The organism is Frondihabitans sp. PhB161 (genome assembly GCF_003814635.1).
Lineage (GTDB): Bacteria > Actinomycetota > Actinomycetes > Actinomycetales > Microbacteriaceae > Frondihabitans.
Map to the genome: position 1 here is coordinate 160,824 of NZ_RKQW01000001.1, position 18,554 is coordinate 179,377.

The 18,554-nt window shown below is 69.0% G+C and carries 22 protein-coding genes; 11 read left to right on the forward strand and 11 right to left on the reverse strand.

The genetic code is table 11. The features are described from left to right. Positions 1-182 precede the first annotated feature (182 nt). Positions 183-569, forward strand: coding sequence for a hypothetical protein (locus EDF39_RS00810; RefSeq protein ID WP_055964834.1), 387 nt, complete (start codon positions 183-185; stop codon positions 567-569). Positions 570-881: 312 nt separating this feature from the next. Beyond that, positions 882-1,361, forward strand: a complete 480-nt coding sequence (locus EDF39_RS00815; protein ID WP_123939666.1) for a hypothetical protein — start codon at positions 882-884, stop codon at positions 1,359-1,361. A gap of 45 nt (positions 1,362-1,406) precedes the next feature. Here EDF39_RS00815 and EDF39_RS00820 read toward each other — a convergent pair whose 3' ends face one another. From EDF39_RS00820 to EDF39_RS00845, 6 genes are all read right to left on the reverse strand, one after another. Continuing rightward, positions 1,407-1,622, reverse strand: coding sequence for a hypothetical protein (locus tag EDF39_RS00820; protein ID WP_199726113.1), 216 nt, complete (start codon positions 1,620-1,622; stop codon positions 1,407-1,409). A 295-nt stretch (positions 1,623-1,917) separates the two neighbouring features. Continuing rightward, entirely contained in the window at positions 1,918-2,223 is a 306-nt protein-coding gene (locus EDF39_RS00825) for a hypothetical protein (protein WP_123939668.1), read from the reverse strand. After that, a complete protein-coding gene (fliS, locus tag EDF39_RS00830) occupies positions 2,216-2,644 on the reverse strand; it encodes a flagellar export chaperone FliS (protein WP_055964824.1) in 429 nt (142 codons plus the stop codon). Before fliS ends, EDF39_RS00825 begins: the two co-directional genes overlap by 8 nt. A gap of 7 nt (positions 2,645-2,651) precedes the next feature. Continuing rightward, positions 2,652-4,034 (reverse strand): flagellar filament capping protein FliD, encoded by a 1,383-nt coding sequence (gene fliD, locus EDF39_RS00835; protein ID WP_123939670.1) that lies wholly within the window; start codon positions 4,032-4,034, stop codon positions 2,652-2,654. A 128-nt stretch (positions 4,035-4,162) separates the two neighbouring features. Then, positions 4,163-5,011, reverse strand: coding sequence for a flagellin (locus tag EDF39_RS00840; RefSeq protein WP_055964817.1), 849 nt, complete (start codon positions 5,009-5,011; stop codon positions 4,163-4,165). 116 nt (positions 5,012-5,127) lie between these two features. Further along, positions 5,128-5,961 (reverse strand): sigma-70 family RNA polymerase sigma factor, encoded by an 834-nt coding sequence (locus EDF39_RS00845; protein ID WP_123939671.1) that lies wholly within the window; start codon positions 5,959-5,961, stop codon positions 5,128-5,130. A 539-nt stretch (positions 5,962-6,500) separates the two neighbouring features. On the opposite strand from EDF39_RS00845, the gene EDF39_RS00850 reads away from it, so the two are divergent. The 7 genes from EDF39_RS00850 (at position 6,501) to EDF39_RS00880 (ending at position 12,120) form a co-directional block, all read left to right on the forward strand. Next, the gene (locus tag EDF39_RS00850; RefSeq protein WP_123939673.1) at positions 6,501-6,989 is read left to right on the forward strand and encodes a flagellar protein FlgN; all 489 of its coding nucleotides are present in this window, start codon (positions 6,501-6,503) and stop codon (positions 6,987-6,989) included. Beyond that, entirely contained in the window at positions 6,989-8,407 is a 1,419-nt protein-coding gene (gene flgK, locus EDF39_RS00855; protein ID WP_123939675.1) for a flagellar hook-associated protein FlgK, read from the forward strand. The genes EDF39_RS00850 and flgK overlap by 1 nt, the downstream gene beginning before the upstream one ends. Next, positions 8,407-9,297, forward strand: a complete 891-nt coding sequence (gene flgL, locus EDF39_RS00860; protein ID WP_055964804.1) for a flagellar hook-associated protein FlgL — start codon at positions 8,407-8,409, stop codon at positions 9,295-9,297. The genes flgK and flgL overlap by 1 nt, the downstream gene beginning before the upstream one ends. Further along, positions 9,294-9,725 carry a flagellar assembly protein FliW gene (locus EDF39_RS00865; protein WP_123939677.1) on the forward strand — a complete coding sequence of 144 codons (432 nt, stop codon included), beginning with the start codon at positions 9,294-9,296 and terminating at the stop codon, positions 9,723-9,725. The genes flgL and EDF39_RS00865 overlap by 4 nt, the downstream gene beginning before the upstream one ends. A 61-nt stretch (positions 9,726-9,786) precedes the next feature. Further along, positions 9,787-10,962, forward strand: coding sequence for a tetratricopeptide repeat protein (locus tag EDF39_RS00870; protein WP_123939679.1), 1,176 nt, complete (start codon positions 9,787-9,789; stop codon positions 10,960-10,962). 3 nt (positions 10,963-10,965) lie between these two features. Continuing rightward, positions 10,966-11,421, forward strand: coding sequence for a SprT-like domain-containing protein (locus EDF39_RS00875; protein WP_123939681.1), 456 nt, complete (start codon positions 10,966-10,968; stop codon positions 11,419-11,421). A gap of 45 nt (positions 11,422-11,466) precedes the next feature. Continuing rightward, entirely contained in the window at positions 11,467-12,120 is a 654-nt protein-coding gene (locus EDF39_RS00880) for a CGNR zinc finger domain-containing protein (protein WP_123939683.1), read from the forward strand. Positions 12,121-12,182: 62 nt separating this feature from the next. Here the strand turns inward: EDF39_RS00880 and EDF39_RS00885 are convergent, their stop codons facing one another. The 4 genes from EDF39_RS00885 to EDF39_RS00900 all read right to left on the reverse strand — a co-directional run bounded on the left by EDF39_RS00885 (position 12,183) and on the right by EDF39_RS00900 (position 14,342). After that, a complete protein-coding gene (locus EDF39_RS00885) occupies positions 12,183-12,476 on the reverse strand; it encodes a DUF427 domain-containing protein (protein ID WP_123939685.1) in 294 nt (97 codons plus the stop codon). A 38-nt stretch (positions 12,477-12,514) separates the two neighbouring features. Further along, the gene (locus EDF39_RS00890) at positions 12,515-13,060 is read right to left on the reverse strand and encodes a hypothetical protein (RefSeq protein WP_123939687.1); all 546 of its coding nucleotides are present in this window, start codon (positions 13,058-13,060) and stop codon (positions 12,515-12,517) included. A gap of 110 nt (positions 13,061-13,170) precedes the next feature. Further along, entirely contained in the window at positions 13,171-13,818 is a 648-nt protein-coding gene (locus EDF39_RS00895) for a DUF1684 domain-containing protein (RefSeq protein WP_123939689.1), read from the reverse strand. Further along, positions 13,815-14,342, reverse strand: a complete 528-nt coding sequence (locus EDF39_RS00900; RefSeq protein ID WP_123939691.1) for a hypothetical protein — start codon at positions 14,340-14,342, stop codon at positions 13,815-13,817. Before EDF39_RS00900 ends, EDF39_RS00895 begins: the two co-directional genes overlap by 4 nt. Positions 14,343-14,674: 332 nt before the next feature. On the opposite strand from EDF39_RS00900, the gene EDF39_RS00905 reads away from it, so the two are divergent. Together EDF39_RS00905 and EDF39_RS00910 are read left to right on the forward strand one after the other, a co-directional pair. Next, a complete protein-coding gene (locus tag EDF39_RS00905; RefSeq protein WP_370275146.1) occupies positions 14,675-16,507 on the forward strand; it encodes a DEAD/DEAH box helicase in 1,833 nt (610 codons plus the stop codon). Positions 16,508-16,683: 176 nt separating this feature from the next. Beyond that, the gene (locus tag EDF39_RS00910) at positions 16,684-17,622 is read left to right on the forward strand and encodes an alpha/beta fold hydrolase (RefSeq protein WP_123939695.1); all 939 of its coding nucleotides are present in this window, start codon (positions 16,684-16,686) and stop codon (positions 17,620-17,622) included. A 143-nt stretch (positions 17,623-17,765) separates the two neighbouring features. On the opposite strand, the gene EDF39_RS00915 is transcribed toward EDF39_RS00910, so the two are convergent. After that, positions 17,766-18,527 (reverse strand): GDSL-type esterase/lipase family protein, encoded by a 762-nt coding sequence (locus EDF39_RS00915; protein ID WP_123939697.1) that lies wholly within the window; start codon positions 18,525-18,527, stop codon positions 17,766-17,768. Between the last annotated feature and the right edge of the window lie 27 nt (positions 18,528-18,554).

Consider the following 18,554-nt stretch of genomic DNA (forward strand, 5'->3'; position numbering starts at 1 on the left):
TCTATCGACTCGGGCCGGGGTGGCGTTAGGAGGTCTGCGGATTCAGGCGCCCCCGTCTTCGGGGGTCAGGGGGGCGGGGGCCGGGTTGGCCGGGGCTGGATGGCCGGGGGCTAGATGGCCGGGGCTGGGCTGGCAGCGGGCGGTTTGCCAGGCATCGCGTGGTGTGCGGCAGAATTATCTGCATGTCTGTTCCCCGCACCCTCGCCCGCCTTGCCCTCGGTGGCGCCCTCGTCTTCGCCGGCACCACCCACCTCACTTCGGCGCGCGAGGCGTTCCGCGCCCAGGTGCCCACCTGGCTCACCGCCAAGACGCCCCTCACCGAAGACCAGGTCGTGCTGGCCTCCGGCGTCGTCGAGATCGCACTCGGCGCGGCGCTCGTCTCCGGCGTCAAGCGCCACGCCGTCGGCAACCTCGCGGCGACCTTCTTCACCGCGATCTTCCCCGGCAATATCTCGCAGCTCGTCACGCGCACCGACGCGTTCGGGCTCGACACCGACCGCAAGCGCGCCGTGCGCCTCGTCTTCCAGCCCGTGCTGGTGGCCGTGTCGCTCTGGTCGACGCGCCGCTAGTTGGCGCTCGGGCCTGGCCTCCTGGGTCGCTCGCCTGCCGCCCCCGGCCGCCAATTTGAGAGCGATCCGGCCGCTCAGTCACAGCCGTTGCCGCGATTGCGGGCGCGTCGCCGCACATCACTCGCAAATTTGCAGGCGGAGACCAACCGGCTCGTCACTGACCAAGTATTGACATTTTAAACATCTGCGTTCTAGGGTTGCCGTGCCTGCCCAGACGGGGAAGGCGACGCCGATAGCGATCTCGGTGAGATTCCCTGAGCGACGGAGCTAGCCCCAGTGACACCCAGCGAGCCCTCATCCTGGCCGCCAGAAATGCACTTCACGGTCGAGGCGGCCGACCCCGATTTCTCAGCCCTCCTGTTCACGAAGCTGATCGAGGGTGAGGCGGCTCGAACACCCCAGTGGCAAGAAGCGTGGACCAGACGCCTGTCGTCGATCTGCTTCTTCGACGATCGCGATCTGAAACTCGACGGTAAAGAAGGTCTCGCTGCCGCGTATGCGGATCACGTCGCCAGAACCCCCGCGCCCTGGAGCGATCGCTTCAGCCCCGACGAGCTGACGTCATTCCACGAATGGATGGACGGGATCGAAGCCGCCGTTGACTATAACCTCTCCAAGACCCCCTCAGCGGCTCTGATCGAAGCCTGGCGCCGAGGGCTAATTCACTTCGTCGTCACACCGGTCGACGAACACGTCGTCCACAAGCTAGGCGCACACAGAATACTCGTGTCACACGCGGTCTGGAGTGACCCGGCGGCATTCGATGCAGCAGTCACCGGCTGGTCGGGATGATGGGCAAGCGGGCGCAGGATCCGGCACGACCATGCACACCCGAAGTCACCTAGCCGACTTCGACCAGCCCGCCCGCAGCGCCTGAAAATAGCTCTGCCGTGGGCGCGGCCACACCAGAATGAGCACGGTCGCCAGCAGCCCCAGCGGGAATGACACGAAGAACCAGACGATGCCGGAGCGGCCCTTACTGCGGGCGAGCTGCGAGTTGATGAGGGCGATCGCGAGCGACACGATCTGCATCCACAGCGTCGTCCAGTCCATGCGTCCATCCTATTCGTCGAGTCGCCCCGCCAATTTGAGAGCGATCCGGCCTCTCAGTCACACCCGTTGCACGCAGATATAGCGGCCCGCCTCGGATCGCTCTCAAATTTGCCGGCCGGGTCGCCACAGAGCCAGGCGCGGCGCGGGTCGCAAAGCCGGACGGCCGGAGCTTGTCGCAGGCCCGGCTTCGCGACCCGCGTCGCGCCAGAAAGGTCGGCGTGGCGCGGGTCGCAAAGCCGGACGGCCGGAGCTTGTCGCAGGCCCGGCTCTGCGACCCGCGTCGCGCCAAAAGGGGCTAGCCGGTCGCGTCGAGGTAGACAGCCCGATCGGTCTCGCGCGCGGGCGGAACCGACCTCAGCGCCGCCAGATGCTTCGACACCGATCGGCGGGCCTCGAGCACGCGCTCGATGGCCGACTTCTGCGCCCGCTGCACCTCGCGGGCACGGTCGGCGAGCTCAGCCGGGAGGGGTCCGAGGTCGGCGACGGGCCGGGCCAGAGTGCGAGGGGGCACGAAGGTGCCGTCACCCGAAGCGCCGGCGACGGCTTCCATCTCGGCGAGCGCCTCGAGCCAGGCGGCGCGGGTCTCGTCTGACCTAGGCAACTCCGAGGCTCCCGCCGAATGCGGCCGGTGCGGCGGGAACGAGCGCGGCGGCTTCGTGCCAGGCCTGCCGGAGCGGCTCGAGCAGCACGATGCTCTCACGAGTGAGCGCGACGTCGCGGTGCACGTTGGCATTGACGAGGGCGACCGAGACGTAGGTGTAGAGCGCCTGGAGCTCGACGCCGCCCTCCCACAGCTCGACGCGGAGCGACGTGGTGAGCTCGGAGACGATGGCCTGGGCGTGGACGAGGTTTTCAGAGGCGGTGGCCCAGGATCCTTGGTTCTGTGCCGCTTCGGCACGACCGAGGTCGAGCAGGAGGCGGTCGTACAGCATCGTGAGGAGCCGGATGGGCGTGGCCGAGAGGACTGCCTCGCGGCCGTAAGCGTTGCGCTGCTTGGCTGCGGCGCCGAAGGTCATAGTCATGGCGTGCCTAGCTGTAGGTCGGCAGGTTCGCAAGCGACGACGTGAGCGACGACGACTGCGACTGGAGGTTGGAGAGCTGCACCTCGAGAGCGGAGTAGAGCTTCTCGAGCGAGGCGCGGCGGTCGGTGAGGCGGAGATCCCACTCGTCGACCTGTTTGCTCATCGAGGTGACGAGCGACTGCTGGCCGGTGATCACGCTGGTCAGCTGGCCGTTGTATTTGTCGGAGACCTGGTTCGCAGCCGTGGCGACACGGGCGGTCAACGTCGAGAACATCGCCTGGGTGCCGGCGGGGTCGGCGGCCATGGCTGCGGCGAACTTGTCGGCGTCGAACTCGAGCGTGCCCGAGCGGGTGATGCTGATGCCGATCTGCGACGGCGATTTTCCGTCGATCGGCAGGGAGGCGGCGTCCATGAGCGACTGGTTGGCGCTCCGGATCGTGCTGTTGCCGGTGAACGGTCCGCCCGACACGATGGCCTTGCCGGCCGAGTCGGTGCTGTTGACGATGGCGCTCTTGGTCGAGATGAGGCCGAAGACGCCGTTGAGACCGTCGACGAGGCTCGAGGCCACTTTCGACGCGGCGGCGGTGTCTTGCCCGATCGTGATCGTGACCGGATCGGCGAAGGTCTTGCTGACCGTGACGGCGACCCCGGGAAGCAGGTCGCTGAAGGTGTTGGTGCTCGACGTGACCGTCTGCTCGGCGCTGGTGCCGGCCCAGAGGGTGACGCTGGCGTCCTGCGCGGGCTTGGTGACGGCGGCGCCCGGCGCAGTGAGCAGGTTGGTGGCCGTGCCCGACGCGACGTCGGTGGCGGTGCCCTGGTAGACGTCGAATCCGCCCGAGACACCGGTGGTCTGCGACGTGAACTGGAGGCGATATTGCGCGGTGCCGTCGGCGGCGGTGCCCGACAAGACCTTGACGGCCTTGACTCCCGCGCCCGAACCGTTGACGGCGGTGACGACGTCGTCGAGCGATGTCGACGCGGCCGAGATGTCGAACGACTTGCCCGAGGCCGAGACGATGGTGAGCTTCGCAGGATCCGCGGGCCACGTCGAGAGGGCCGCCGTGACCCCCGTCTTCGCCTGCGCCACGGACCCGACCGTGAACTCGATCGAACCGGCGGCCGCGGACGTTCCGGCTGTTGCCGTCGCGGCGGTCGACGAGCTCGTCGCCGTGAAGAGGGAGAGCGAGGTGGCCGACTTGGCCGACGTCGCGGCGGTCGCGAGTGCCGCCACCTGAGAGTTGAGACCCTGGAGCGCCGTGATGGTGCTCTGGGTGGAAGTGACCTTGGCTTTGAGGAGGGTCTGGGGCTGCGACTCGGCGGTCATCAGCGAGTTGATGAGCGACGTCGTGTCGAGGCCGGAGACGAGGCCGTCGACGGCGAGTCCTGCCATGACCTGCTCCTAGGCGATGAGGGCGAAAAGGGGTGGTCCGCGGCGGGGGTGGGGAGAAGACCCGAACTTCCTCTCCTCACCGCCTGCCGCGGATGGGTGGTGCTGTGGTGCTACCGGCTCGCTAGGGACTAGCGGAGGAGGCTCAGCACACCCTGCGTGCTCTGGTTCGCCTGAGCGAGCATCGCGGTGCCGGCCTGGCTGAGGATGTTGGCTCGTGTGTACTTGACCATCTCCTGTGCCATGTCGGTGTCGGTGATGCGCGAGGAGGCGGCCGTGAGGTTCTCCTTGGCGACGTTGGTGTTGTTGATGGCGTGCTCGAAGCGGTTCTGGACCGCACCGAGGCTGGCGCGAGCGGTCGAGATCTTGGTGATCTCGTCGTCGATCGTCTTGATCGCAGCCGACGATCCGGCAGCGGTCGAGAGGTCGATTGCTCCGACAGCGGTCGCGGTCTTCGACACGTCGGCCGGCGCGAGGTCGACGGTGATCGTGTTCGAGGCCGCGTCCGAACCAGCACCGACCTGGAAGCTCAGCTTGCCGTCGCCGCCGGTGCCGCCCTTGCCGTCCAGCAGCTGGATGCCGTTGAAGTTGGTGGAGGCGGAGATGCGAGTGAGCTCCGTCGTGAGGGAGTCGGTCTCGGTCTTGATCGCAGCACGCGAGGTCGCGTTGTTCGAGTCGTTACCGGACTGAACAGCGAGGTCGCGCATGCGCTGGAGGATCGACTGCGTTTCGGTCAGTCCACCTTCAGCCGTCTGGACGACAGAGATGCCGTCCTGAGCGTTGCGAGCGGCGACCGTGAGGCCACCGACCTGCGACTTGAGGCCCTCGGAGATGGCGAGACCCGCAGCATCGTCAGCGGCACGGTTGATGCGGAGACCCGACGAGAGCTTCTCGAGGGACTTCGACAGGTCGCCCTGCGTGCTGTTGAGGTTGCGGTAGGTGTTGTTCGCCGCGAGGTTGTTGTTGATCTGGAAACCCATGATGGTTCTCTCTTCCGTGATTTATGGGGTGTGGTGCTGCCGCCCATCCGTGGGCTGACATGGATAGCTATCGGCGGGGGTGTCCGGTCCGTTAGCGGAATGGTGAAAAAGTTTTTTTACGAGGCTGCCGCGGTCTGCTGCACAGGAACGCTCTCGCGCATGGCGGTACCGATACCGACGACCGCGTTGCTGGCCACGCGGGCCAGGTAGGCGGCGCGGCGGGCGGGAGCGGTACGCGACTCGTACGACACCTCGGCGGTCTCGTCGGCGGCTGCGCCGGCATAGTGCGTGTTGAGGCCGTCGCGGAGGAGGCGGATGGCCTCGGTGCGCTGCTGCGACACCGCGGAGTGGGTGATGCCGAGCTCGTCGGCGACCTCGGTGACGCTGCGGTCGCCGAAGTAGACGTTGTCGATGATGAAGCGCATCTTCTCGGGCAGAGCGTCGACCGCGGCACGCAGGTAGCGGGTGCGCTCCTGCTCGAGCAGCGTCTCTTCGGGAAGGATGATGTCGGCGGCGAGCTGGTCGGCGACGGTCTCGTCGATGGCCGTAACGGTGCGGGCGGCATCGGTCAGAGCGTCGGTCGCCGTCTTGCGGTCGACGCCGAGCGACGAGGCGATCTCGTCGACGTTGGGGGTGCGGCCGAGGGCGGCGGTCAGGGTCTCCTGCGTGGCGAGCGTCTCTTTGATGCGCTTGCGAGTGCCGCGGCTGGCCCAGTCGCTCGAACGCATGTCGTCAGCGAAGGCACCCATGATGCGCGTGCGGGCGTAGGCGCCGAACGGCACACCCTGGGTGGGATCGAAGGCGTCGGCCGCCTGGACGAGAGCGAGGGCACCGGCCGAGGCCAGGTCGTCGCGGCTGAGGTGCGTCGCCTTGGCGCACACCTCCGAGACGAGGTAGCCCACGAGCGGGAGGTTCTGAACCACCATCGCGTTGCGCTCTGTCTTGTTCATCGCGGTAACCCTGTCGTTGTCGGCCGAGTGGAAATCGGCATGGCGAAGCACCCCGGCATGACGGCGCGCCGGAGTGAATCGGAAGAAGTGATGGGCTGACCGCGGAGCCGATGGCCCTGTCGGTCGGTGCCGCCGGTGATCTCGGCGACACCCTCAACGCTAGTGAGAGCAGGGGGCCGAAAACTAGGCGTAAAAGACCCCACTCCGGGGGTTTGGGGTGTCATCATTTCGGGGGACAGCCAGCGTTTTTCGTGAATTTTCACCCCCGGACGGGGTGTTGTGAGCCCCTCGCCAACCACCTGGTTCGGTCCCCTTTGCAAATTCGAAGGAGAAACTCGCGCAGGCCCGCCCTGATCCGCATGAATCCGTGAGGCCCGGCGCGTTTCTCCTTCAAATTCGGAGAAAACAGGGCGAAGGATCCCGGTGCTCACCTAACGACGCCGGGCCACCGGCCGATAGTGGCCGGTGAGAGCAAAACAGCTCCCTGCGGCGGCCACTCGAAAAGGCGGCCGGCACCGCAGCCGACACTTGGAGGGACCGTGGGCGTGAACGAATTGTCCGCCGTGCTGTGGCGTGAGAGGGAGCTCCTCGAGCTGCTCACGTTCAAGCTGGAAGAGGAGCAGCTGCTCCTCACCGCCGGAAAATCCCGGTGGATCGAGCACGCCACTCGCGAGGTCGAGCAGGTCCTCGACCGCCTCCGCACCGCCGGCCTCGAGCGGACCGTCGAGGTCGCCGTCGTCGCCGAGGAGTGGGGCACCTCGTCCGAGGCACCTCTGCGCGAGCTCGTCGACCACGCTCCCGAGGGCCCCTGGGCCGATATCTTCTCGTCGCACCTGCGAGCGATGACCGAGCTCACGCGTCAGATCAAGCAGCTTCGCGACGAGAACGAGCAGTTCTTGCGGGCGGCCGCGCGCTCGACGCAAGAGACTCTCGCGACGGTGTCGTCGGATCCTTCGCTCTATGACTCGCACGGCGCCGGCCGCACCGCGACGGTCTCGTCGAGCCACCTCTTCGACGGGCGGCTGTAGTGAGCACGTTCTCCGGGCTGAACACCGCGTACCGGGGCCTCACTGCCGCGCGCGCCGGCCTCGACGTCGTCGGCCAGAACATCGCCAACGCCACGACCGAGGGCTACACCCGACAGCGCGTGACGACGTCGTCGATCTCGGCGGTGCAGCCGGGCCTCTTCTCGACGGGCACGGCCATCGGCCAGGGCGTGTCGATCGACGGCTATTCGCGCATCGGCGACGCCACCCTCGACGCGCAGGTGCGCGGCACCGCCTCGTCGGCCGGATACGGCTCGGTCCGCGCCGGTGTGCTCTCGACTCTCGAGACCTCTCTCAACGAGCCCGGCAAGAACGGCCTCTCGACGCAGCTCTCGAACTTCTGGGCCGGCTGGGGCGACGTCTCGAACGATCCGACCGACACCTCGGCGGCGGCGAACCTGCTCGGCCAGGCGCAGGGCATCGCCAGCACGATCGCCACCGGCTACCAGGGTGTCAGCAACCAGTGGAGCGCCGCGCGCAGCAGCGTGGCGACCATGGCCAGCGACCTCAACGCGGCCGCCAAGCAGGTCGCCGACCTGAACGGGCAGATCCAGCAGGGTCTGACCACCGGCGGCAGCGTCAACGAGCTCGTCGACCAGCGGAACCTCCTGACCGAGAAGATCTCGTCGCTCGCCGGCGGCTCGGTCCACGCCAACTCCGACGGCACGGTCGACGTGCTCATCGGAGGTAATGCGATCGTCAGCGGCACGACCGCGCGCACCGTCCAGGTCTCGGGGTCGTCGACTCTCGAGGGTGCCGCAGCAGCTCCCGTGACGCTCGAATGGACGCACCGACCGGGTGCCTCCGTCGGCCTCGACGGCGGGCAGTTGGCCGGTACGCTCTCGGTTCTCGCCCCCGCCGACGGCTCGGGCTCGGGTGGCGTCCTCGCCGAGGCGGCCGCCAGTTACAACGCCTTCGCGACCAAGCTCGCGACGAGTGTCAACGCGGTGTACTCCGGTGGATCCTCGCCGAGCGGCACGACCGGCGCCGACTTCTTCTCCGTCTCGTCGACCGGCCCCGCCGCCCTCGGCCTCGGCGTGGTTCCGACCTCCGCCTCGAGCATCCAGGCGAGCGCACCCGACTCGGGTAACACCGGTGGGGTCGCCGACAAGCTCTCCACCCTCGGCGTCGGAGCAGCTTCCCCCGACCGCGTCTGGGCCTCGTTCGTCACGTCCACCGGGGCTGCGGCGAAGTCCGAGATCGCCTCGTCCGACCGCGCGACGCTGGCCGCCACCGCCGCCAAGACGCAGCAGACCTCGACCGCCGGTGTCGACCTCGACGAGGAGAACGTCAACATGCTGACGTTCCAGCACGCCTACCAGGGCGCCGCCCGCGTCATGACGGCCATCGACGAAATGCTCGACACCCTGATCAACCGCACCGGACGGGTGGGCCTGTAATGCTCGGACGCGTCACCAACCAGACCGCCGCCCTCGCGTCATCGCGGATGCTGCAGGCCAACGCTGCTCGACTCGCGCAGCTGCAGGGCCAGGCCTCGTCGCTCAAGGCGATCTCGGTGCCGTCGGACGACCCGACCGCCACCGGTCAGTCGCTGCTGGTCCGTGGTCAGCAGGCCGCCAACGCGCAGTACTCCCGCAACGCCGACAACGGCGTGGGCTGGCTCGCGACGACCGACTCCGCCCTCAGCGACACCAAGAACATCCTCGATCGGGTGCGGTTCCTCACCGTGCAGGGAGCCAACGACGGAGCCATGTCGGCCACCGCCAAAGAAGCGATCGCGACCGAGCTCGACGGCCTCAAGACCGACCTGCTGGCGACCGCGAACACGTCGTTCCAGGGCCGATCCGTCTTCGCCGGTTCGTCCGACGCGGGCGCCGCCTTCACCCCGGGCACGCCGCCGGCATTCACCGGAATCGCCGGCAGCTCGGTGCAGCGTCGGATCGCCGACGGCACGACAGTCCAGGTCGACACCGACGGTGCAGCGGTCTTCGGCACGGGAGCCGACTCGGTCTTCTCGATGATCGACTCGATCTCGGCCGATCTGCGAGCCGGCGTCAACATCGGCGGCAAGCTCGCCGACATCGACACCCGCCTCACCGCCGTTCGTGGAGCCTGGGGCGACGTCGGAACCCGCCAGGCGCAGCTCGAGCGCGCCCAGGACACCCTGAAGAACACCTCCGTCTCGCTCGAGAACCAGCGATCCGGAATCGAGGATCTCGACCTCGCCAAGGTCGCCCTCGACCTCCAGACCCAGCAAGTCACCTACCAAGCCGCCCTCGCTGTCACCGCCAAGGTGATCCAGCCGACCCTGATGGACTTCCTCCGATGAGCGCTTCTCTCTCCTTCGTCACTCCTCCGCCCGGGCTCGACCCCGTCGTCGACTTCTCCCTCGACGAGGTCAAGGGCGCCAACGGCCTGTATGCCCTGCACGCGGTCGCCGAGCCGTCGACGCGCATGTTCGTCGTGGACGCCGCGATCCACCTCCCCGACTACGCCCCCGAGATCAGCGACGAACAGGGCGAGGCCCTCGGCCTCTCCGGCCCCGAGAACGCGCTGCTCCTCGTCGTCGCGAACCCGGCCGCGACGGGCACCACCGTCAACCTCATGGCGCCGATCGTCGTCAACTCGGTCTCGGGTGCCGCCGCGCAGGTGATCCTCGAGAACCAGGACTTCCCGCTGCGGGCCGCTCTCATGCCGGTGTCGGCCGCTCCGGTCGCCCAGCCCGTCGCTCCGGCCCGCGTAGCTGTTCCGGCCTAGCTCGGGCTCGTTCGCGCGCCGATCAGGCCAAAAGCCCCGCGCTCGACTACCCTCGACACCGATGACCGAGCACGACCGTACCGACGACGCCCAGGGCGGCACCACGAGCCACCCTGTGCCCTCGAGCCTGACCGCACCGATCGTGCCGACGGGCCCTTCGGGCACCTCGCACTTCGATCCCGTCAGCCTGCGACCCGCCATCGACGCCTCGGCGCTCGAAGACCGCCTGGCTGAGCTCGGGGCGAGCCGCAGCACCGCCGCCCTCGGCGAACGCGCCGACCTGCTGCGCATGCTGGGACGCCTCGACGAGGCCCTCGCGATCAGCGAGGAGGCCTTCAGGCTCGCGCACTTCACCGGCGACCGGGCCGACTCGACTGCCGCGCGCATCCGCCGCGCCTACGTCTTCAAAGAGCAGGGCCGCCTCGAGCGTGCTCTGAGCGACCTCCACACCAGCCGCCTCAGCGCCTCGACCGAAGAGTGGCACGAGCTCGAGGCCGCCGCCGCCGAGCTCGAGGGCTACACGCTCTACGACCTGCAGCGCTACGAAGAGGCCCGTCAGTCTCTGGCCGCTGCGCTCGAGGCCTACGAGAAGGCCGGTGCTCCCGCCGAGCGCACCAACGGCCTCCGCGTCGCCATCGAGGGCGTCATGCGCGCCGTGCTGCAAGGGTCCGCTCCCGCCGCACCCGAGCCGATCGTCGAAACCGAGCCCGAGCCCGCCGCCGAGCCGATGGTCTCGACCGTCGTCGTCGACGCTCCCGTCTTCGCTGACGAGGTGGCCGGAGAGACCACTGCCGTGGCACCCCAAGACGACACCGACGCTCGCGGCACCGACGCTCGCGGCACCGATGACCGCGACGACGCTGACGCCGCCGGCGACACCAACCCGGCCCCGCTCTTCCGCACCACCGGCTCCCCCGCGTTCCTCGTCTCGCCGTCCGAGCAGGGCTCCCCCGCCCGACTCGACCCGTCGTCCCCGCGCCTCGACCCGTCGGCTCCGACCTCCGAGTCGATCACCGATGCCGCGTCGATCGGAGTCGAAACTCAGGCAATCGCGATCCCGCACGCCACGGCTCCCGGTCGCACCCGCCGCGACATCGACGACGAAGACCGCAACGAAGACGACGAGCCTGCCAACGGCTTCGACGCCGAGGTGAATCGCGCCCGCAAGGCCGCGCGCAGCATCTGGGGCGCCTTCGACGCCTCGCAGTCGAAGACGCCGCCGAGCGACCGCTCCTAGCGGGTGGCCGATCTGGCCAAGGTCCGCCACTGGGCCTCGTCTCTGATCGCGCTCCACCTCGACCCCGAGGTCTGGACGTTCGACTTCGACCGCGCGACCACCCGCGCCGGGCTCTGCAACTACACGAAGCATCGCATCACGGTCTCGCGTCACCTGGCCGAACGCTACGACGACGATGAGATCCACCAGGTGCTGCTGCACGAGGTCGCGCACGCGATCGCAGGATCCGCAGCGGGTCACGGCCCCAAATGGCGCACCGTCGCGGAGGGCCTCGGCTATGCCGGGGGCCGCCTGCACGACGGCGCCATCGCCTCCGAGCTCGCCCCCTGGGTGGGGCTCTGCCCGCAGGGCCACGAGCACTTCCGCTACCGCGCGCCGCGGAAGCCGCTCGCGTGCGGCCGGTGCGCGCGCCGCTTCGATCTCGCGAACCTCATCGTCTGGCAGAAGCGCGAGGTCTGAGCACCAGCGAGGCCGACCTCTCTCGTCACCGGCTACGCTGGTTACATGACGGTCGAGACGTGGTTCCGCTCCGATGCCGGAGTCCGCTGGCAGTTCGAGACCGGCGCCCTGTGCCTCGACTTCGCCTACCTCGGCGGGTTTCCCGAGGGCGCGTTCGGCCCCGCCTCCGGCCTCCCCGGAGCCACCGCCGCTCACGGCTCACCCCGGTGGGACGGCCTGCTCGTGCCCGCCGACCTCGGCGACTGGCTCGGCGAGCGCTACCCGGGCCTCGGTCAGACGCCGAGTGATCGCGAGCTGCACGACGCCCGCTCGTTCCGTGACGCCGTCGCCCGCCTGGCGCTCTGCGCCGCCGACGGCCACACCCCCGACGCCGACGACATCGACGTCGTCAACCTCTTCGCGGCGCTCCCCGATGTTCCTCCGTCGCTCGCGGGTGGTCGCCGTCAGGCGGGTGCGGGTCGGCTGCGCACGGGGCAGGCGCTGGCCTCGGTGGCGCGGGATGCAGTGACGCTGTTCGCGGGGGTGGGGTTTGTCGGGGAGCCGGGCCGCCGGATCCTTCGGTGTTCCGCGGACGACTGCGGGCTCGTGTTCTACGACGATTCCCGTGCCGGAACGCGCCGCTGGTGCTCGATGCCGAAGTGCGGCAATCGCTCGAAGGTGCGTGCCCACCGCGCTCGCGCAGCGGCCGCACAGGCCTGACACTTCAAAAACGACCGCTGATCTCGGGGATCAGCGGTCGTTTCTGAGGTCTCGCAAGGTGTCTACTCGACGACCTTGACCTCTTTCCAGAACGCGACGTAGTTCGAGAAATCTTTGCCGACGCGGTCGAACGCGGTCGGGAACGGCGTCGGGTAGCTGAACGCGCGGTCCGGCAGGCCGTTCACCGAAAAGTACTGGCACTCGCCCTTCCACGGGCAGGTGTAGGGGGTGTCGGTCTTCTCGAGCAGCGCGTCGTTGACGCTGGCCGGCGGGAAGTACCAGTTGCCCTCGATCTTGATGAGGTCGGATTCGGGGGCCTCGGCCACCACTGTTCCGTCGTCGAGTACTGCCTTCATGTTGTCCTCCAGGGGATCGGGATCTACTGGACCGAACGCTACGCGCGCGAGGTGAATTCCCGCAGGACGACCGCCGACGCGGGGCGCGACTCGCGCTGGGCGATCGGATCGTCCGCTCCCCCGAGGGTCGCCGACACCGACGCGGTCAGCAGGTGCGCCGTCGCCCTCTGCAGCCCCTGCCAGGCAGCGCAGGCGGCGGCCGCCTCGGGAGACGAGGAGTCGAGGCCTCGGGCGGCGAGCGCGTCGATCACGGCCCCTGCAGCAAGGTGGTCTTCGACGGCGGTGCGAAACCCGTCGGGGTCGAGTGAGCCCGCGCCGATCACTGCGACGACAGCCCGGTCACCGAGCTGCGCTTGAAGGCGAAGGATCCACTCGGCCGCGTCACCGGCACTGGCCTCGGTGACGCAGAGAACGGCCGGGCCACGGGGGCACGCCTCGGCGATGGCTGCGACGAGCTGCGCTCCCGATGCCTCGCCGTGTCCGTCGAGCTCATCCGCGACGACGATGACGTGCGCTCCCGGCGCGATACGCCGGGCGCCCGCCTCGCCCCACTCGAACCGGACCTGGTAGCGCTGCTGATGCATTGATCCAGGGTAGCGGCGGCTCGACCGTTCAGAACTCTGGCAGAACCGGCCGTAGCCGGCGCATCCGGGCACCTGCAGCTCACTTTTGCCAGAGTTCTGAACCGCCGGCGTCAGTGCGCGCCCGAGTACCGCTCCCCCACCGGGATGTCGACGGCGACCGTGTTGCCCGGCTGAGCCAGCGGGCACGCCCAGGCCGGGTCGTAGGCACAGCTCGGGTTGTAGGCGAAGTTGAAGTCGAGCACGAGCGAGGTCGGCGCGGATCCTGGGCCGAGGTCGGCACCCTTGACCGTATCGAGCAGGTAGCGCCCCCCGCCGTAGGTGCCACCGGGCTTGCCCGCGAGCGCGTCTTTCACGGGCACGAAGATGCCACCGCCGTAGGTCGCGAGTCGCCACACGTCGAGCGAGCCGACGCCGGGCACGTCGACGAGGCCGACCCGGTCGAAGAGTACGTCGCCGTCAGTGCCGGTGGGCACGACCATGCGGTACTCGTCGGCCGGCTGGATCTCGACCTCGAAGCGCCAGTCACGGTCGTACGGCTTGGTCGGGAGGCCGGTGAAGTCGGGGCGATCCTCGGGCAGCAGCGGCGTCGAGGGGTGGTTCGCGAACAGGTCGTCGCGGGTGCGGCGCCACAGGTCGTGCGCCGCCTCGAGGTCGGTCGCCTCGCGGATCGCGCGATACGTGACGTGGATCGTGCGCCGCCACGACGCGATGTCGAGGGCGTACTGGGCCTGCTGGGCGGTGGTGCGGGTGTCGGTCATTTCGACTCTCCTGTCGCAGCGGCGGGAGCGGTCGCCGAGTCGGCGGGCGCACTCCACGTCGGGGCGAGCTGCCGCATCCGCCAGCCTCGCCACTGCCAGACCACCCACAGTCCGGGCCACAGCACCGGGGTGAGCAGTCCCGCGTCGAACTCGAGCCGGTCGCGCAAGAGTGTGCCGCGGGCCAGACCGCTCGAGTGCGGTGCGCGCGAGATCGCCATGCGGTGCCTGATCGTCAAGCGGGAGAACTGCCCCGTGACCCCGCGGCCTGTGTCTTCTTGGATTCGTGCACCCTCGACCTCATACCAGCGCAGGTCGACGTGGGTGGTGCCCAACGACACGAGCCCAAGGATCCGGGCGCTCACCCGCCTCGGCACGTCGTCCCAGCGCCTCGGGAACCCGCTCGCCTCCTCCGACCGATAGACCACCAGTGGCTTGGTGACCGCGACCATGACCTCGGGGTTGGCGAGAGCGTCGGCTGCGGCTTCGGGCGAGCAGGCGAGGAGGAGTTTGAGCTGCACGTGCATGAGGCCAGTCTGCTCGGGCTGGTGAACCCTCGGCCTGCGAATTCGAATCGTTCACCACAGAATCGGGCACATTCAGCCGAATTTGCAGGGTGAAGGCCCGCAAAACCACCCAAAATGCGCATGCTGTACGCTTGAACCACTTGCGAGTCGACCCGATCGGCTCCCTGCGTCGTAGTACGCCCCTCCCACACCCCGGCCAGACCGGGGTTCGCGAAGCTCACTCTGCGGCGAAACGATCGAGCAAAACTGCTCCGTCGCCACATCTCGAGTCCAGCTACGCCATCGACAGGCGTATGCCGAAGGGGCTCGAAACCGATGCCCGAAAGGCACCAGTGACTGACACCCTCACCACCCCCGACGTCGTCATCACCGACGACGAGAACCTCACCACGTTCGCCGAGCTCGGCGTTCCGGCCCCGATCGTCAAGGCGCTTCTCGCCGACGGCAAGTCCACCGCGTTCCCGATCCAGGTCGACACGCTCCCCGACACCCTCTCGGGCCGCGACGTCCTCGGCCGCGGAAAGACCGGCTCCGGCAAGACCCTCGCGTTCTCCATCCCGATGGCTGCTCGCCTCGGCGGCAAGCTCGCCGGTGGCAAGCGCCGCCCGGGCCGCCCGCTCGGCCTCGTGCTCGCCCCGACCCGCGAGCTCGCCACCCAGATCGACGCCGTCCTCGCGCCGATGGCCGCGGCCTACGGCATGAACACCACCACGATCTTCGGCGGCGTCTCGCAGAACCGCCAGGTCCAGGCGCTGAAGCAGGGCGTCGACATCGTCGTGGCCTGCCCCGGCCGCCTCGAAGACCTGATGAAGCAGGGCTTCATCAAGCTGGACGCGATCGAGATGACCGTGCTCGACGAAGCCGATCACATGGCCGACCTCGGGTTCCTGCCCGGCGTGACCCGGATCCTGAAGTCGACCCCCGAGAACGGCCAGCGCCTCCTGTTCAGCGCGACGCTCGACAACGGCGTTGACAAGCTGGTCAAGCAGTTCCTCCACAACGAGGTTCTGCACTCGGTCGACGAGGCGAACTCGCCCGTTGCGAAGATGACCCACCACGTGTTCGAGACCGAGTCGGTCGAGACCAAGAAGGCCCTGATCAACACGCTCGCCTCGGGCAAGGGTCGCCGCATCCTGTTCATGCGCACCAAGCACCACGCCAAGAAGCTCGCGAAGCAGTTGACCGAGTCGGGCATCCCCGCGGTCGACCTGCACGGCAACCTGTCGCAGCCGCAGCGTGACCGCAACCTGGCCGCGTTCCAAGACGGAACCGCCCGTGTGCTCGTTGCCACCGACGTCGCCGCCCGCGGTGTGCACGTCGACGACATCGAGCTCGTGATCCACGTCGACCCGCCGACCGAGCACAAGGCGTACCTGCACCGTTCGGGCCGTACGGCTCGTGCCGGCGCCGAGGGCGACGTCGTCACCCTGATCATCCCGAGCCAGCGTCGCGACGTCGCTCAGATGATGAAGAAGGCCGACATCAAGGCCACCCCGGTCGCCGTGAAGCCCGACTCGAAAGAGGTCAAGGCTCTCGTCGGCGAGGTCGCCGCGTACGTGAAGCCCGCCCCGAAGTCGGAGCGCGTGCACGAGCAGCAGGGCGGCGGTCGTTCGCAGGGCGCCAACGCTCAGCGCAAGCGCGCTGCTCGCCAGACGTCTGACGGCTCGCCGATCGCTCGCAAAGACCGCTCGGGTCGCCCCGCGTCCGACAACTCCGCAGGATCCGACGGCTCGGCTCGTCGCCAGGGTGCCGGCTCCGGTCGCGGCCAGTCCGCTGGCGGGCGCTCGGCGCAGGGTGGGCGCAACGGTGGCCGTGACGGCCGTCGCGACGACGCTCCCCGCAGCGGCAGCAAGAGCTTCTACTCGACCGAGTCCGGCTCCGGCTCGACCTCGGCGGCCCCGGCTCGCGACGAGCGTCGCGATGAGCGTCAGCCCCGCCGCGCTCAGAGCGACGGCGGCTCCAGCCGCACCAACGGCGTGCGCAACGACCAGGCGGCGTTCGCGGCCGAGCAGTCGGGTGGCGCCCCCCGCGGCGGTTCCGACCGCAACGGTGGCGGCTCGCGTCGTGCCTCGTCGGCCGGCGGTCGCCCCGCTTCGCTGAAGGTCGGCTCGCTCGTGCGCGGATCCTCGCCCCGTGGCGGCTCGGCCGGTGGCCGCGGCCGCTGACCCACCCGCACCTCAACGAACCCCCGTCGCTCACTGCGGCGGGGGTTCGTCGTGTGCGATGCCACTTCACGGCGTCGAGACCGGTTTTCGGCGAAACCGCCGCCGAAAGACGGTGCCTTTGCCGCAAAGCCGTGCCGAGCCGAACCGAACGACGGCAAACGTGGTGACCTAGAGGCATGGCTGACAGACAATTCGTGCTCGAATCAGGCCGTGGCATCGGCATCTCGGCGGCGGGCGACCCCGGTGCCCGGCGACTCGTGGTGCTCTGCCACCCCACCCCGGGGGCGGGCGGGCTGGATCCTGATCCCCTCGTCACCGGCCCGTGGGGCGTGCACCTGCTCTCGCTCGATCGCCCCGGCTACGGTGTCTCCGACCCGCTGAGCAGCGACTCCGAGGCGACGTTCGAGCATCGCGCCGACGACATCGCCGAATACGTGAGCCGCTCCGAAGACCAGGCGCACGAGACGCAGCGCGTCGACTTCGGCGCCGTCGGAGTCGTCGGCTGGGGCACCGGCGGTCGCGTCGCGCTGGCGTTCGCCGCCCGGCACCCCGATCTCGTCGACAGGGTCACCGTGGTCGGCACGTCGTCGCCCAAGCGGTCGAAACCCGAGAGCCGAGGATCCCACCCCCTCGAGTTCCTCCCCGTCAAATCGAACGCATCGATCGAGACTCTCTCGGCCGCCGTCGCAGACCGCTCGACCGCGGGTGGTCGCGCGGTCGACCGCGACTCGGCCGGGCAGACACTGTGGCGCCTTGCCGACCTCGGCATCGCCGACGACGACCCCACGCTCGCGGGCCTCGAAGGCTACGAGGCGCAGGGGCTCCGGTCGCGCCTGGAGCTGATGCTCGAGGAGGCCGTGCTGCAGGGCGATATCGGCGTGGCCACCGACCTCGCTGCGATCCACGACGACTCGTGGACGAAGTCGCTCGGGTCGATCACCGCATCGGTGCAGCTCGTCTACGGCGACGACGACCCCGTGGCGACCGTCGACGACGGGCACTGGTACGCGAGCCGGATCCCCGACGCCACGACGATCCGCGTGCAGGGCGCCGGCCGTCTGGCGTTGGTCGCGTCGTGGCGGAACATCCTGTCGCACGTCGCGCCCCAGGCCTGACTCATCTGTCGCCCCCGGGCGGCTCTTCTGTCACCCGGGGTCGGTGAGTGTCCACGATCTGCTGGTCTGACGCACGCTGCATCAGCAGATCGTGGACACTCACCGGCCTGGGGCGAGGCTTAGAGACTTAGAGACTCAGAGGCTCAGACGAGCGGCGCTGGTGCGGCGGGACGCGCGGGGCTGGCGGCCCGAACCATGGCCGGGGACAGCGCCTGAGCCCACATGCGGTGCATGGTGCGGAACGAGAAGACCTGCTCGTGGAGCATCTCGCTGACGCGCCACGACGGGAAGGGAACGAACTCGGCGCCCAGCGCACTCGCCACCCGCTCCGATTCGCGGTTGAGACGGGCGATCTGGGCGACGATGACGGCGCGTCCGGCGGGGGCGATCGGCCGGAAATCCTGCATGGGTGGGATGCCGGCCAGAACGACGCGGGTGTCGGCGCCATAGCGTGAGCGGATCGCGGCGACGAGTCGTTCGAGGTCGTCACCCCAGTCGGTGCTGCGCGTGATGAGCAGAACATCGGGGATGCCGAGCATGACGACGGCGACGTCGAAGGCGTCGAGTTGCGGGAGGAGCCGTTGGGCCCGGACCGCCCGGAGACTCGGCGTGCCCACCGCGTGCCAGGAGGCACCCCGCGTGGTCTCGGAGGCGAAGTAGGCCGCTGCCTGTGCCGGAACGGCCATCCCGTCGTGCAGAACTCCGAACCCGCTGACCGCGATGTCGCCGACGAAGAGGAAGCGGACCGGGTCGGGCCCGGGTCGAGCCGGTGCAGGATCGCCGTCGGGGAAGATCCCTTTGCTTACCGTGTGCGAGTAGATCACGAAGTGGATGAACAGCAGCGGACGGGCCGCCAGGTAGAGAGCCTGGAGGATCCAAGCGGGGAGGTGCGGTGCGCGGGTCATGGGAGGTTCAAGCGATCATGTCGAGTG